Source organism: Streptomyces sp. YJ-C3, assembly GCF_053891275.1.
In genome coordinates, this window is record NZ_CM132685.1 from 3,024,288 (window position 1) to 3,038,196 (window position 13,909).

A 13,909-nucleotide genomic window follows, 5' to 3' on the forward strand; every position below is an offset into this window, starting at 1 on the left:
GATCAGTCCACCGCCGCGTTCTTCGTGGCGCTCTTCAGGGCGATCGACGCGACGCCGTACTTGGCGTAGATCTTCTTGACGGTGCCGTCGTCGATCAGGGACTGCAGCGCCTTCTGGACGGCGTCGGTCAGCTGCGGCAGCTTCTTGGATACGGCGATGCCGTTGGGGGAAGCGTTGTAGCCGCCCGGGGCCTTGGGATCCTCGACCAGGTCGAAGGCCTTGCCCGCGTCGGCGGTCTTCGCTGTCCAGCCGGCAGCGGGCTTGGTCAGGACATCGGCGTCGACCTTGCCCGAGCGCAGGGCCAGTTGGGCGTCGGAGTCCTTCGGGAACGTCTGGATCTTGATCTGCTTGCCGCCGGCCCTGGCGCACTCCTGCTGGTGCGCCTTGAGGAGCTTCAGCTGGTTGGTGGCCGCCTGCACGGCGACGGGGCGGCCACACAGGTCGTGCAGAGTCGTGATCTTCTGCGGGTTGCCCTTCGCCACGAGGATGCCGGAGCCGGACTGCGAGTAGTCAACGAAGTCGACGACTTGCTGACGCTCCTTGTTGTCGGTGATCGCCGACATGGCGGCGTCGAACTTGCCCGCCTGGATGGCCGGCACGATCCCGTCGAACTTCTGCGGGGTGAACTTGAAGACCACTCCCAGCCGCGCGCCCAGCGCCTGGCCCAAGTCGTAGTCCAGGCCGGTGAGTTCGCTTCCGCCCTCCTTCACGAACATCTCGAAGGGTGCGTAGGGGACGTCGGTCGCCACGCGTACCGTGCCGGACTTCTTGACCGCGTCCGGCAAAGCCGCGTGCAGCTCTGCGTTCTTCTTGACCGTGACCCCGGCGATCTTCAGGGATGCAGGGGCCTTGGAGGCCGGGCCGTCCGAGGCGCTGTCGCAGGCGCCTAGGAGGCAGACGAGCACTGCGCTGGTAGCAGCCAGCACGAGGGGGCGTGATGCGGATCTGGGAGTCACGGAGGGTTCCTCTTCACTTGCGGCGGAGCCGTCGGGTCCTTCGAGCAGGGAAGTTACATCCTGCGCCCTTGCGTGGGTAGATGTATCGATCGTTACGTTCGGGTAACACAACGCGGCGACCCGTACGAACCCCATGAAAAAAGAGCTCAGTGCTGCAATGACGGGCGCTTCGAGGTGGCGGCAGGGCAAACCTGGAATTACATATAGCGCCAATCTTTCGCTGCTTGTATGTTCCGAGTCCGCCTCAAGGTGTGGTCGGCGTACTCACGCCGGGCCAAGAGGCGTGAGCGGAAGGAGACTCCGTGAAACCCCTCTCCCTCACCCGTGGTGCGCTGCGCTCGGCGCTGCTCGCCTCGGTTCTCGCCCTGACCGTCGCCGGGCTGGCGGCACCGCCCGCCGCGGCGCGGGCCGACCGGGTCCGTCTGGGCAGCTCCAGCGACGTCAGCCGCAGCACTTGGTCCGGTCCGGCCTTCACCATGAACGGCGACGGTGGCGTCGTGGCAGCGTCGATGGGCCGGGCGATCGACACTATCCGCGGCGCAACCGGCAGCCTCGACGTCGTGGTCCTGGCAGGCTCGGCCCCTTCGTCCGGCAGCGCCACCCCCGAATGCGACGCCGTGATGCGCCTCGCGGGCGTCAACTCGTGTACGAGCTGGACCCTCACCGCCGCGTCCGACGGCAACAACGCACAGGTGAACCAGGACATCCGCAACGCCGAGTTCGTCTACTTCGCCGGCGGTGACCAGTGCCGCTACGCGGCGTGGAAGGGCACCAGCCTGCAGGCGTCGGTCAAGTCCGTCGTCGCCAAGGGCGGCGGCGCCGGCGGCGGCAGCGCCGGCACCCACATCAACAGCTCCGTCGTCTATGACGCCTGCCGGGGCAGCATCACCAGCAGCGAGGCCCTCGCCGATCCCTACGACTCGTACGCCACCTTCACCACCGGCATGTTCTCCTGGCCGCACTACGCAGACACGATCAACGACTCCCACTTCGTCGCCCGCGACCGCATGGGCCGCCTGATGTCCTTCACCGCGCGTGCGGTGAAAGACGGCCTGACGGGGCAGGGCAAGGCCTGGGGCGTGGGCGTGAACGAAGGCGGCGGCTCCCTCTACCTGGATCCACAGGGCAAGGCCACCCTCTACGGCGCCGACGCCTACATCGTCCTCGCCGACCACCAGCCGGAAAAGGCCGCCGCAGGACAGCCGCTCACCTACCAGGGCTTCAAGATATGGCACCTGAAGCCGGGTGCCACGTTTGACTTCGCCCAGCGCCCCAACTGCGGCTACTACCTGCGCAGCGTCACCAACGGCCGCGCCGACTCCGGGCTCTACGACGGGACGCCGTCCGCCTGCTGAACCGTCGAGTCACCGCTGTGGCGCGGGCCGATCCCAGCTCGCGCCACAGCCGCGTGCCCTACCTACACGCTCTCCAGCAGCAGTTGGGAGCCGGCGCTGATCAGCCCTGGCACGATGAAGCGCATCCGGATCTCGCGCCTACCGTGCGGTGGCAGCGTCAGCGCCGAGAGCGTGTCGCGGGGCGCCGTGGGCCGCACGTACACCGTCCGTACCTGCTCCGGAGCCCGGTCGATCGACAGGCCCAGCGCCCCGTTCCATGTGTCGCCGGGTACGTCGGTCGCCCCGGTGATGTTGGAGCCGAAGGTGATCTGCACTGTCCGCTCCTGCGCCATGGGGTTGCGCAGGAGCAGCGTGATGTCGTACCAGGAACCGTAGTTGCCCCAGCTGCGCTGCGAGGAGTCGGACAGGGCCGCGGTGGCCGGCGCGGCCTTCTGAGACCGGCCGCGCGGTGAAGGTAGCGGGACTGAATGTGTCCTGGCAGCTTCAGGCAGACGCCTGGTGTGTGCCGATCGCACGGACCTGTCGACAGCGGGCCGGACAGTGGCCCTGGCGGCTCGTGCGAGGTTCTCAGCTATCTGTTGCGAAGCGTCCCCACACGGTCTGTCTGTACGTGGGCTTCGGCCAGGATGAAACTGATGTTCAGATCTGGACGGGTGCATCCGCTGCAGTGTCGGTGGCAGAACGGATTGCGAACTTACGCTTCGACAGAGCCCCATCCGGAGGACAACTGTGACTGACCCTTCCCGAGTGCGCCGCGCCATGGCATGTGCCGTTGTTGCTTTGGCAGGAACGGCCGCCCTGGCAGCAACTCCCGCAATGGCCGCAACGCAAGACCAGTCTGAGCCTGCGCCCGTAGCGAGCGTCGATGTGGCCAGGTACACCGGCAAGTGGTACCAGGTCGCCGCTGTGCCCGCGCCGTACGAGGCTCAGTGTCTGAAGAACTCGACGGCCAGGTACGCGCTCACGGAAGCCGGCACGGTCTCCGTGAAAAACAGCTGCACGTCGTACTTCGGTCTCACCAGTTCAGTGAAGGGAGACGCAAAGCCCTTGGACGCAAGCGGTGCGCGCCTGAACGTCTCCTTCCTGGGGCTGAACGGTCGCTACGCGCACGGCCAGGACGCCAATTACATTGTGGTCGGCCTCGATACCCACTATCAGTGGGCCGTCGTCACCGACTCCAAGCGCCGAAGCGGCTTTGTGCTCTCCCGCACCCCTCGACTCGGAGCAGAACAGACGCATGCAGCGCAAACCGCGCTGCGCGGTGCAGGCGTAGACCCGTGCACCGTCGCGTACACCCCGCAAGACGGTGGCAACACCACCACCAGCCCGTTCTGCAAGGGATGATCCAAAACTCTGCTGAACCAGCGTGCTGTGAGTGCCGCTCCGCCGGGGTGGACGTCACGCTTTGAGTTCATGAGCCACAGTGGGAGCGCATGACAACCTCCTGCAGGATCGTGGGCTGGGCCGGGCGCCACACCACCGGCCCAGCGCGGTGGCTCAACCGTCGCTCAGCTTGTTTTTGTGGTTCATGAGTTTTGAGTTGAGTACATTCGGCGATGGATTCGGGGCGTCTGGTCGATTTGCCCACGTCGTAACGGGTGGCGGGTCCGTCCACCCCCTGAGCATGCACGATTAGCGCGGCCTGCGCCTCGCTGCCTCAAGAACCTGACGTGGCCTCATGAAAGTCGGCAAAGGGTCAGCATGGAGGCGGCCAGAAGTGACGGCACCTTGCGGTACCTGCACATCAAGACTCGCTCACATTTCCATGCTGACCTGAAGGTTTGCAGGTCGGGCGCGTCCACGTAGGGTGCAGGCGTGCCCGTGCAAGAGAACCAGTCGTACCACTGCGCTGCGTTGCCGACGGAGGCGGCGAAGAGCTGGCGGACCGGGTGAACAGGGCGCGTGACGGTCGTGGTGGTCTCTGCCATGATCCTGTCCCGTCCCCAGGAACGTCCCTGTTCACGCGCGGGTTGAGGCAGTCGACATCCTGCCGTCGTCCCCGCCCGGTAGCCCGCGGCATGGACACCTCCTACGAGACGTGGCTCGGCATGGTGTCGGAGAGGTCCTGCCACCTGTCCCGGGCGACGGCAGTTCCTCGCCGGGATCGGCCTCCGCCTCGACGGCATCACGGCTCTCCATCTGCCCGGGCGCAGGCCTCCAGCCCGCCTTCAGGCTGAACGGAGACGCCGGGTGATTTCTGGATGTCGCAGGCATGGCCCGGAACGAGGCGGCTACCCGCTGGGGTATGGGCGACCCGAAGGAACATGGGAACGACCGTCATGAGCGCCGCACGCACGACGCTGCGGCTCCCGCGGCCGGCGAACGGACACCGGCGCCTGATGCTCAGCGGTTCGGGCCCGGCGAGGAAGTGGAACGGAAGGCACCGGACAGCCCGACCGACTTGCCGAGGCGGTCCTGGGGCGCGGTGCTCAAGGGCAGCCTGAGGGAGTTCAAGGAGGACGAACTAGCCGACCGGGCAGCCGCGTTGACGTACTACGGCGTACTGGCTCTCTTCCCGGCCCTGCTCGTTCTGGTCTCACTGCTGGGCATCACCGGCAGGTCCACCACGGACGAGGTGCTGTCCCATCTCAAACAGCTCACACCCGGTTCGGCGCGCGACGTCATCACGCGCGCCGTCGAGGATCTGCAGGGCAACAGCGGCACCGGCTCCGTTCTGGCGATCGTCGGCCTCGTGCTGGCCGTGTGGTCGGCCTCCGGCTACGTCGCGGCGTTCATCCGCAGCGCCAACGCCGTCTACGACGTGCCCGAGGGCCGTCCGGCGTGGAAGGTGCTTCCCCTGCGCGTCGGCGTGACCGTGATCCTGATGCTGCTGGCGGCGGCCAGCGCGCTCATCGTCGTCTTCACCGGTGGCGTGGCCCGCCAGGCCGGCAGTGCGCTGGGCGTCGGCGACAGTGCCCTGACGGTGTGGGGGATCGCCAAGTGGCCCGTCCTCGTCGTCCTGGTCACGATCATGATCGCGATCCTGTACTGGGCGGCACCGAACGCGAAGGTCAAGGGCTTCCGGTGGATCACTCCGGGCAGCTGCCTGGCCCTGCTGCTCTGGCTGGCCGCTTCCGCGGGGTTCGCGTTCTACGTGGCGAACTTCGCCTCGTACAACAAGACCTACGGCACGATGGCAGGCGTCATCGTCTTCCTCGTCTGGCTGTGGATCAGCAACCTGGCCGTTCTGCTGGGCCTCGAGTTCGACGCCGAGACCGCACGTCAACGCGCCATCGCCGGCGGCCACCCCGCCGAGGCCGAGCCGTACACCGACCCCCGGGACACGCGGGCGTGGAACGAGCGGGACAAGCGGCGTATGGACGAGACCTGAGGGCGTGCTGGGCGTCGCCGCGCAGGTGGACCCGCGCGGCGGATACGTACCGGGGCATACGTCACGTCAGCCACACGGAGACGGACCTGTCGAATTTACCGATCTCCCCTGCTCCCCTGCGTTCTGGAAGAAATGCAGATTGCGAGAGGGCGTAGAGAGCAGGGCGGATGCAACCTGCCTTCTGTCGGATGCCGGATTTCGAGGAAAGGGGGCTTGGTTCGTTTCGTTCGACCAGGATCCGCGCCCCCTCGGCGGGCGTGAATGACCCTGGTCGAATTCCGACTGAATTCCACGCGGCACTGTCCGGGCGGGCGGAACCGAACGCTACGGCCTGTCGTTGAGAGTGAGCGCCCGACGCAGCACTCCGGCACTCTGCTGGGACGGTCGCTGCTGCTCACCCATGAGAGCGTTCATGGCGATCAGACCGGCCGTCAGTGCGGGAACCACCCACTGCATGACGGCCAGTTGCTTCTGCGCCTGGTGAACGCCGACCGGGATCTCCTCGGCCGTCTCTTGGCCTTCTTCCTTCCGCGAGGAGGCCAGGTCGACCTTCTTGCCCAGGATCCGTGTGTAGGCGGTGGCGGCGAGTGCCCCGCCGGTCAGCAGGGTCTTGGCGGCAGTCGCAGCAGCAACGGAACGCTGCCTGTTGACACGCCCGCTGTTGGCGAGCAGCAACCCGGCGCCACCCACCAGATGCGATCCGATCGCGGCCGCGCCCAGGGGCGTCCACTTGGCCCAGCCGACGGACGCGATCCGTGCGATGCCGAACTCTGTGACGCCCTCTTCCTTCGCGGCCCCGTTGAGTCCGACTGCTCCCATCAAAGAGCCGCCGAACCAAGCAGCCAGACCGAGGTCGTGGGCCGTGCGCATGAGTGTGTTTCGTTCTGTCACGGAAACCCCTCGGGATCATTGGGCGTGGGTAAGACGAAAGGCACGTGCGCAATCCGCTCCATCCGGCTCTGCTTTCGCACTCATGAGATCCGCGTGGATATCCAGAGGGGTGGGCAGGCGGGAGGTCCGGGGCCTTGCCGGTATGCTAGATGCGGAAGGTGTCTAGTAGCCATCCGCTTCGAAGTGCTGCGCAACATACGCACGCGAGAATTTCTATCGCGCCGCGCGCTGCGCAAAGTCATCTGGGCGTCCTGGTCTCCGAATTCATCAGAAACGTGGCCCGCAAGCCCCTTCGAGCGGGGTCAGCACGGCGTTGCCGACGGAGGCGGCGAGGAGCTGGCGCAGTGGGTGAACAGGGCGGACGCCGGCGGTGTCTGTCATGATCCAGGCCCGTTCCCCGGCACGTCCCCGCTCGCGTACGGGCCGACGCAGTCGTCATCGTGCCGTCATCCACACAGACGTACTGCAACTGTCGGCGTGAGCCCGGTGTCCCGGGCGCCAAGCGTGTGGTTCTGGCCGGAATGCGCGCTGCCGCACGGCCCCACCGGCACCCGGGACCACCCGGGCCGCCTGATACGGCTCCGCCCGGCGCAGCCTCCTCTGTGGCCTCCCTGGCAGATGGCCAAGGAGCGCGGGAGGTGAAAGGGCGCGCGCGCCGGCGCGTTCCGATGCCCATGCCTCGGGTACGCGCCTGCTCACACAGATGTCGTCCGGCATCTCGATCCAGGAAGAAGACACACGATGACCGCAGCTTCGTCCCCTGGGTACTCGGAATCCGGCCCGATGCGGGACACGCACACGGCACCTCGTACTTCGGCGGAGACGAAACCCTCGTTCAAGACTTCAGAGTTCTTCGCCTACGTCGCATCCGTGATCGCCGTTCTCATCGCCTCCTGGGCGGTCGGTGACGGCGCGAACGGTGTGGACCGTTTCCCCGCCGACCGGGCATGGCTGTACGTCACCCTGCTGACCATCGGTTATGTGATCAGCCGTGGTCTGGCCAAGAGCGGCAGCCGCGAAGACAACGAGACCATGCGCCGCTGATCCGGCGTCGATCGAACCGAGCAGTCCGGCCTCCCCGGACGGGAGAGGCCGGACCCGCCGATCCTCGACAGGAGGCGCGGCGGACAACCCCGTTAGGGGAACAACGTGATACCTGCCCTGCTCGTCGTCTTCGTGATCCTGGTCGGGCTCGGCTTCGTGAAGCCCATCCTGTGGCTGGCCGCGGCCGCTCTGATCTACGGCATCTGCCGCTACTGCCGCAGGGACCGACTGTGGCGCGGCGACGATCCGGAGTACGTGGAGTACCGGCGCGACCGGGCCATGCGTGAACGATACGAGCGAAGCTACGACGCGGACCGGCGCAGCTTCTGGCGCCCGTGAGGTCATGCCCTGAAGCGAGCCGGTGCGCAGAGCCCGGCGCCCCTCGCTCGCCCCACCAACTGGCTCTGATGTCAGAGGGCATGGCTACTATGTGGCTGGTTGACGAGACCTGAGAGACGAGGTGCATCGGTGCAGACGGCCGACCACCACCATGTGGTGACAGAGAACCAATAGGGGCGCCTGGCCGGCGCTCTCCTGTTGCGACGCCCCACCGGGCGGCGACGCCGAGGTCGATCCGGCGGTGGGATCACTCCCGCCCCGATGCAGACAGCGGCGCTCCGACAAGCATGGGAGGGCCTTCTTTGTCTGCCACCACGTCGACCTCTGTCACCACGCCGACCTCTGTCGCTACGCCGACCTGTGACCACCGCGTCTACCACGTGGTCGTCGTCAGCCTGATCTCCGTGGTCATGGGGCTCATCGTCGCCATCGGCTTCGCCGCTCTCGGACAGCCGCCGTTGAAGGCGGCCGTGTCCGGTGGAGGCGTCCTGGCGTTCGTCTTCGCTGCGGGGATGAGCGTGGTCGCGCATGTGAGCAAGCGTCAGTAGCAGTGACCCAGGGGGCGGGGAGGGGGAACGCGCGATCTGTCGTGATCGCGATCATCCCCCGAACCCCGCCACCGCCCACCTCAGGAGTGCCGGTACGCGATCACGGCCGTCGTCACCAGGCACGGCGCGGGCGGCACGACCGCGACGCGCAGGGTGCCGCGCGCGGCGTCGTAGTCGATGCCCTCCGCCTCGAACGCACCCGAGCAGACGCTGCGCTGCGGGATGGCGAACGCCGTCGTGACGTGACCCGTGACCGGCTTCCCGCCGAGCGGGCGGTCCAGCGCGACCTCCAGCACCTCCTTCGTCGCGTCGTCGGACGAGCACAGCAGATGCGTGGCGTCGGTGAAGTCGCAGCCCTGGATGTTCTCGACGGGCTTGTCGAGGGTGATCTGCCCGGCCTGCGGGAGGTTCGTGCCGGGAGCGGGCGCGGACGGGTTCAGCACCGGCGTGGGGAAGACCTGGAGCCGGTTCATGGTGCCCCATTCGCCGGACACCAGCCACTGCTGGTCGGGCGACACGGCGGCGAACGAGTTGTTGAGCAACTCGCCCTGATCCAAGGCGTGTTCGTATGTGGTGCGCTTGCCGTCCGGGGCCGTCGCCGCGAACATCTTCTTCGTCGCGTCGTCACCGCCCTGGTACGCGTCGAAGGTGTAGCCGCCCGCCACGTCCGGGTCGCCGACGTGGGACCAGCCCGCTATCCGCAGGGACACCGGGATGGACGCGAGCCCCCGGTGCACGAGCGAGCCGTCGGCGCGGCTCGCCAGGCCCTGACTGCCGGTCAGCGAGTTCACGTGGGTCGTGCCGGTCTCGGTCCACGCGGGCGCGGCCGTGGCCGACGCGGTGCCCGCGCCGAGCGCCAGCGCGCCCGTCAGTGCGGTGAGGGAGAGGAGTTGGCGTCTCGTGCGCCGGTTCATGGGGGGCCTCCGCCGGTCGAAGATCGGGTCGGGGACCAGGCTGCCCTACGATCGCGGCATGAGGCTGACGATTCTCGGCGGTGGCGGATTCCGGGTGCCCCTCGTGTACGGAGCGCTGCTCGGCGATCACGCGCCGGGCCGGGTCACCGAGGTCACGCTGCACGATGTCGACACGGACCGGCTGCGGGCCATCACCGGAGTACTGCAGGAACAAGCCACCGCGGTGCCCGACGCGCCCGCCGTGCGCGCGACGACCGATCTCGACGAGGCGCTGCGCGGCGCCGACTTCGTGTTCTCCGCGATCCGGGTCGGCGGCCTGGCGGGCCGGGCCGCGGACGAACGCGTCGCCCTGGACGAGGGCGTGCTGGGACAGGAGACGGTCGGCGCCGGCGGCATCGCGTACGGGCTGCGCACCGTGCCCGTGGCCACGCACATCGCGCGCCGGGTCAGGGAAGTGGCCCCCGACGCCTGGGTCATCAACTTCACCAACCCGGCGGGCCTGGTCACCGAGGCCATGTCCCGTTACCTGGGCGACCGGGTGATCGGCATCTGCGACTCGCCCGTCGGCCTCGGCCGCCGTGTCGCCCGGGTGCTCGGCGTGGACCCGGCCGACGCGTGGATCGACTACGTCGGCCTCAACCACCTGGGCTGGCTGCGCGGGCTCCGGGTGAACGGCCGGGACGAACTGCCGCGCCTGCTCGCGGACGAGAAGCTGCTCGGCTCCTTCGAGGAGGGCCGTCTGTTCGGCACCCGGTGGCTGCGCTCGCTCGACGCGATCCCCAACGAGTACCTGCACTACTACTACTTCAACCGCGAGACCGTCCGCGCCTACCGGGAGGCCGGGCGTACCCGGGGCGCCTTCCTCGCCGACCAGCAGTCCGCGTTCTACGCCGACCCCTCCTTCGCGAGCTGGGACCGCACCCGCGCCGAGCGCGAGGCCACGTACATGGCGCACAACCGGGAGGCCTCCGGCGCGGGCGAGCGGGACGCCGCCGACCTGGAGGAGTCGGGCGGCTACGAGAAGGTGGCCCTCGCCCTGATGCGGGCCATCGCCCGCGACGAACGCGCCACGCTCATCCTCAACGTCCGCAACCGGCGCACCCTGTCGGCGCTGGACGCGGACGCCGTCATCGAGGTGCCCTGCCTGGTGGACGCCAACGGCGCCCACCCCGTCGCCGTCGACCCGCTGCCGCCGCACGCCACCGGCCTGGTCACCACGGTCAAGGCCGTGGAGCGCGAGGTGCTCTCCGCCGCCGAGTCGGGCTCGCGCGCCACCGCCGTGAAGGCGTTCGCGCTGCACCCGCTCGTCGACTCCGTGGCGGTCGCCGACCGTCTGGTCGACGGCTACACCAAAGAGCACCCCGGCATCGCCCGGCTCATCGGTGGAGGACGCCGTAAGGACGTGTAAAGGCTTGTAAAGGCGGTATTGGGAAGGGGCGGCCCGAAAAGCCGCCCCTTTTCCATGCCCGACGCCGCGTCATGCCCCGTGGTGCGGAAGCAACTCCTCCGCGGGTGTGACGCGTTCTACAGAGAGAATCTGAAAATTTCCTCAGGAGAGCGACGCCGGAGAGTCACCATGCGCTTGACTTGGTGCGCCCCCCAACTAGGAGTACACATGCGACCGTTCGCCCTGAACTACGCTCGCCCCGCGCGAGAGACCGAGGTCAGCGCGCCGTACACATACGACTCCGCACTGCAGTTGAATCTGCTGCCTGACGGCGGAGTGGCCGCACGCGACTACGCTGTGTTGCGACAATGCGCGGCCACCACGTCCACAGCCGGTTCCAAAACCCATTTCGACGACTGAACGGCCGCCGCAAATGACGGTGCTGATCCTGACGAGCGAACAGGATGTGACCGCCGACATGGCGGTCGTCGAATTGAACGCCAGGGGAATCCCGGTCCTCCGCCTCGACCCGGCCGAACTGCCCGGCGGCGTCGACGTGTCCGGCGAGTACGCGCACGGCGTGTTCCAGGGCCACCTCTCCGTCGGCGGCCGCGTGGTCAGCATGGGCGGGCTGCGCTCCATCTGGGTGCGCAGACCCGGCGCGCCCGCCGCGCGGTCCAAGGCCGCCTCGGCCTGGCTCACGGAGGAGGCCTCGCAAGCGCTGTACGGGATGCTCCGCTGCACCGACGCGCGGTGGATGAACCATCCCGACGCCGCCCGCCAGGCCCGGCACAAGCCCTGGCAGTTATGGCTGGCGCGGACCTGCGGACTGCCGGTGCCGGCCACGCTGATCACCACGTTCCCGCGGGTCGCGCGGGAGTTCGCCGCGCGCTACCCCGACCTGGTCGTCAAGCCGGTGTCCGGCGCCCATCCCGGCGACGGCGGGCTCGCCGTGCCCACCACCCGGGTGCGGCCCGACGAGGACTACCGGGACGTGGCGCACGGTCCGACGCTGCTGCAGCGCAGGGTGCGCAAGACCGCCGACATCCGCCTCACCTGCGTGGGCGACCGGATGTTCGCCGCACGGGCGAAGAGCGGGCCGGACGACGCCGACGAGGTGGTGGACGTCCGCTTCGACCCCACCGCCGGTCCCTGGCGCCCGGTGAGCGTGCCGCGACGCGTCGCGGACGCCGTGCACGCCTACCTCACCCGCTCCCGACTGGCGTACGGGGCCTTCGACTTCGCCGAGGACGCCGACGGGATCTGGTGGTTCCTGGAGTGCAACCAGTCCGGGCAGTTCGGCTTCGTGGAGATCGAGACCGGGCAGCCCATCGGCCGGGCCGTGGCGCAGTGGCTCGCGGGAGAGCCGCTGGACCCGTCCGGGGCGGGACCGGGCGAGCGGGCGGGCGGGACGCCGGGGGAGGACGGCGTGCGCGCGGCCGGCGACTGACCGCGTGGCGGACCCGACACGTCCATGATCTTTACGCGAGGGCGGCCGGCACGGTACGAGAGAGGGTGGTGCCTGCCGCCGGGCCCGCGATCGCCTCACGTGGTCCGGCGCCGCCGCGCTCGACCGTCCGACCGAGGGAGCCCCACCGCATGACCGACGCATCCCCCGAGTGCACCACCCGGCAGGGCGCCGTGCGCGGCCGCACCGAGCACGGGATCAGCGCGTTCCTCGGAGTGCCGTACGCCGCCGCGCCGTTCGGGCCGCTCCGGTTCGCCGCACCCGCACCCGCCGCACCGTGGTCCGGGGTGCGCGACGCCACCGCGTACGGTCCCACCGCGCCCAAGGCCCCGTACACACCGCCCTTCGACGCGCTCATCCCGGAGACGTCCCTGCCGGGCGAGGAGTGCCTCAACCTCAACATCTGGACCCCGGAGCCGGGTCCTGGCGCCCGCCTGCCCGTCATGGTGTGGCTGCACGGCGGCTCCTTCTCCAACGGCTCCGCGAACTCCTCCGGATACCGCGGCGAGACGTTCGCCCGCGACGGCGTCGTCTTCGTCGGCGTCAACTACCGGCTGGGCACGGACGGTTTCCTGCACCTGCCCGGCGCCCCGGACAACCGCGGTCTGCTCGACCAGATCGCCGCCCTGGAATGGGTGCGCGACAACATCGCCGCGTTCGGCGGCGACCCCGACCGCGTCACCGTCTTCGGCGAGTCGGCGGGCGCGGTGGCCATCGGACAGCTGCTCGCGGAACCGGGCGCCCGTGGTCTGTTCCGGCGGGCCGTGCTGCAGAGCGGGGCCTGTCACCACTTCGTCCGGCCGGGCACGGCGCGCCGGATCGGGGAGCGGATGGCGGCGCGGCTGGGCGTCCCGTACACCGCCGAGGCGTTCGCGGCCGTTCCCCTGCCCGAACTGATCGACGCCCAGGCCGGGCTGAGGGACGACTTCGCGCGGCGGCCCGATCCGGCGGTGTGGGGCGACGCGGCGCTCAACGGCATGGTCTTCGAGCCGGTCGCCGAGCGGCTCCGGCTGCCGGGACCCGAGCTCGGCGTCGACCTCCTCGTCGGCTCCAACACCGAGGAGAACCGGCTGTACATGGTGCCGACCGGACGCTTCGACACCATCACGCAGAAGCGGCTGCGCCGGGGCGCCGATGCCTACGGCGCGGACCTCGACGGGTACCGGACGGCCCGCCCCGGCGCGAGCCCCGGCGAACTGCTCGGCGCGATCGTCACCGACTGGTTCTGGCGCGTCCCGGCCCTCCGGCTGGCCGAGTCCGTCCCCGGGACGCACGTCTACGAGTTCGCCTGGCGCTCCCCGCAGTTCGACGGCGAGCTCGGCGCCTGCCACGCCCTCGAGCTCGGCTTCGTCTTCGACCTGCTCGACGACCCCGACTACCTGCCGATGGCGGGCAAGGACGCCCCGGCCGGACTGGCCCGCACCGTGCACGCCGCCTGGGTCTCCTTCGCCGCGACCGGGGACCCGGGCTGGGCCGCGTACGACCCGGCGGGGGAGCGGACGACGATGGTGTTCGACGACGGCGCCTGCCGCACCGAGGCCGATCCCCGGCCGGCGGAGCGGAAGATGTGGCACGACGTGCGGTGACGCGCCGGTGGTGACGTCGCGCATCAGCCGCGCACATTTTGCGCGACTGTCACTTCGGCCCCCTTTCCTTCGGCCCCGGTCATCTTGAAC

At 69.1% G+C, this 13,909-nt stretch carries 14 protein-coding genes; 10 read left to right on the forward strand and 4 right to left on the reverse strand.

Going from position 1 to position 13,909, the window contains the following annotated elements:
- Positions 1–2 precede the first annotated feature (2 nt).
- Entirely contained in the window at positions 3–956 is a 954-nt protein-coding gene (locus ACVHNB_RS13220) for an ABC transporter substrate-binding protein (protein WP_456228150.1), read from the reverse strand.
- Between the two features lie 302 nt (positions 957–1,258).
- Here ACVHNB_RS13220 and ACVHNB_RS13225 point away from each other — a divergent pair, with 302 nt between their 5' ends.
- The gene (locus ACVHNB_RS13225) at positions 1,259–2,311 is read left to right on the forward strand and encodes a hypothetical protein (protein ID WP_428951099.1); all 1,053 of its coding nucleotides are present in this window, start codon (positions 1,259–1,261) and stop codon (positions 2,309–2,311) included.
- A gap of 62 nt (positions 2,312–2,373) precedes the next feature.
- Here ACVHNB_RS13225 and ACVHNB_RS13230 read toward each other — a convergent pair whose 3' ends face one another.
- Positions 2,374–3,072, reverse strand: coding sequence for a DUF3370 family protein (locus tag ACVHNB_RS13230; RefSeq protein ID WP_456228151.1), 699 nt, complete (start codon positions 3,070–3,072; stop codon positions 2,374–2,376).
- Here ACVHNB_RS13230 and ACVHNB_RS13235 point away from each other — a divergent pair.
- On the forward strand, positions 3,059–3,655 hold the full coding sequence (locus ACVHNB_RS13235) for a lipocalin family protein (protein WP_456228152.1): 597 nt from the start codon (positions 3,059–3,061) through the stop codon (positions 3,653–3,655). The genes ACVHNB_RS13230 and ACVHNB_RS13235 overlap by 14 nt on opposite strands.
- A gap of 868 nt (positions 3,656–4,523) precedes the next feature.
- Positions 4,524–5,642: a YihY/virulence factor BrkB family protein gene (locus ACVHNB_RS13240; protein ID WP_456228153.1), complete on the forward strand. Its 1,119-nt coding sequence runs from the start codon at positions 4,524–4,526 to the stop codon at positions 5,640–5,642.
- A gap of 324 nt (positions 5,643–5,966) precedes the next feature.
- On the opposite strand, the gene ACVHNB_RS13245 is transcribed toward ACVHNB_RS13240, so the two are convergent.
- Positions 5,967–6,533, reverse strand: coding sequence for a hypothetical protein (locus ACVHNB_RS13245; protein ID WP_456228154.1), 567 nt, complete (start codon positions 6,531–6,533; stop codon positions 5,967–5,969).
- A gap of 741 nt (positions 6,534–7,274) precedes the next feature.
- Here ACVHNB_RS13245 and ACVHNB_RS13250 point away from each other — a divergent pair.
- The 3 genes from ACVHNB_RS13250 (at position 7,275) to ACVHNB_RS13260 (ending at position 8,464) form a co-directional block, all read left to right on the forward strand.
- The gene (locus tag ACVHNB_RS13250; RefSeq protein ID WP_428951095.1) at positions 7,275–7,577 is read left to right on the forward strand and encodes a hypothetical protein; all 303 of its coding nucleotides are present in this window, start codon (positions 7,275–7,277) and stop codon (positions 7,575–7,577) included.
- Positions 7,578–7,682: 105 nt separating this feature from the next.
- Positions 7,683–7,916, forward strand: coding sequence for a hypothetical protein (locus tag ACVHNB_RS13255; RefSeq protein ID WP_428951093.1), 234 nt, complete (start codon positions 7,683–7,685; stop codon positions 7,914–7,916).
- Positions 7,917–8,218: 302 nt separating this feature from the next.
- A complete protein-coding gene (locus ACVHNB_RS13260; protein WP_456228155.1) occupies positions 8,219–8,464 on the forward strand; it encodes a hypothetical protein in 246 nt (81 codons plus the stop codon).
- 80 nt (positions 8,465–8,544) lie between these two features.
- Here the strand turns inward: ACVHNB_RS13260 and ACVHNB_RS13265 are convergent, their stop codons facing one another.
- The gene (locus ACVHNB_RS13265; RefSeq protein WP_456228156.1) at positions 8,545–9,378 is read right to left on the reverse strand and encodes a hypothetical protein; all 834 of its coding nucleotides are present in this window, start codon (positions 9,376–9,378) and stop codon (positions 8,545–8,547) included.
- 58 nt (positions 9,379–9,436) lie between these two features.
- Between ACVHNB_RS13265 and ACVHNB_RS13270 the strand changes: the two genes are divergently transcribed.
- The 4 genes from ACVHNB_RS13270 (at position 9,437) to ACVHNB_RS13285 (ending at position 13,819) form a co-directional block, all read left to right on the forward strand.
- Positions 9,437–10,786, forward strand: a complete 1,350-nt coding sequence (locus ACVHNB_RS13270) for a 6-phospho-beta-glucosidase (RefSeq protein ID WP_456228157.1) — start codon at positions 9,437–9,439, stop codon at positions 10,784–10,786.
- A gap of 207 nt (positions 10,787–10,993) precedes the next feature.
- Entirely contained in the window at positions 10,994–11,185 is a 192-nt protein-coding gene (tgmA, locus tag ACVHNB_RS13275; RefSeq protein WP_428951089.1) for a putative ATP-grasp-modified RiPP, read from the forward strand.
- Positions 11,186–11,198: 13 nt separating this feature from the next.
- The gene (gene tgmB / locus ACVHNB_RS13280; RefSeq protein WP_428951088.1) at positions 11,199–12,215 is read left to right on the forward strand and encodes an ATP-grasp ribosomal peptide maturase; all 1,017 of its coding nucleotides are present in this window, start codon (positions 11,199–11,201) and stop codon (positions 12,213–12,215) included.
- A gap of 149 nt (positions 12,216–12,364) precedes the next feature.
- Entirely contained in the window at positions 12,365–13,819 is a 1,455-nt protein-coding gene (locus ACVHNB_RS13285; protein ID WP_456228158.1) for a carboxylesterase/lipase family protein, read from the forward strand.
- Positions 13,820–13,909: the final 90 nt, after the last annotated feature.

Excerpts from the sequence above, each read along its gene's own strand:
- ACVHNB_RS13230 (WP_456228151.1), bottom strand. The coding sequence starts at position 3,072 with ATGGCGCGGCGCACTCGGGAAGGGTCAGTCACAGTTGTCCTCCGGATG.
- ACVHNB_RS13240 (WP_456228153.1), top strand. The coding sequence starts at position 4,524 with ATGGCCCGGAACGAGGCGGCTACCCGCTGGGGTATGGGCGACCCGAAG.
- ACVHNB_RS13250 (WP_428951095.1), top strand. The coding sequence starts at position 7,275 with ATGACCGCAGCTTCGTCCCCTGGGTACTCGGAATCCGGCCCGATGCGG.
- ACVHNB_RS13265 (WP_456228156.1), bottom strand. The coding sequence starts at position 9,378 with ATGAACCGGCGCACGAGACGCCAACTCCTCTCCCTCACCGCACTGACG.
- ACVHNB_RS13270 (WP_456228157.1), top strand. The coding sequence starts at position 9,437 with ATGAGGCTGACGATTCTCGGCGGTGGCGGATTCCGGGTGCCCCTCGTG.
- tgmA (WP_428951089.1), top strand. The coding sequence starts at position 10,994 with ATGCGACCGTTCGCCCTGAACTACGCTCGCCCCGCGCGAGAGACCGAG.
- tgmB (WP_428951088.1), top strand. The coding sequence starts at position 11,199 with ATGACGGTGCTGATCCTGACGAGCGAACAGGATGTGACCGCCGACATG.
- ACVHNB_RS13285 (WP_456228158.1), top strand. The coding sequence starts at position 12,365 with ATGACCGACGCATCCCCCGAGTGCACCACCCGGCAGGGCGCCGTGCGC.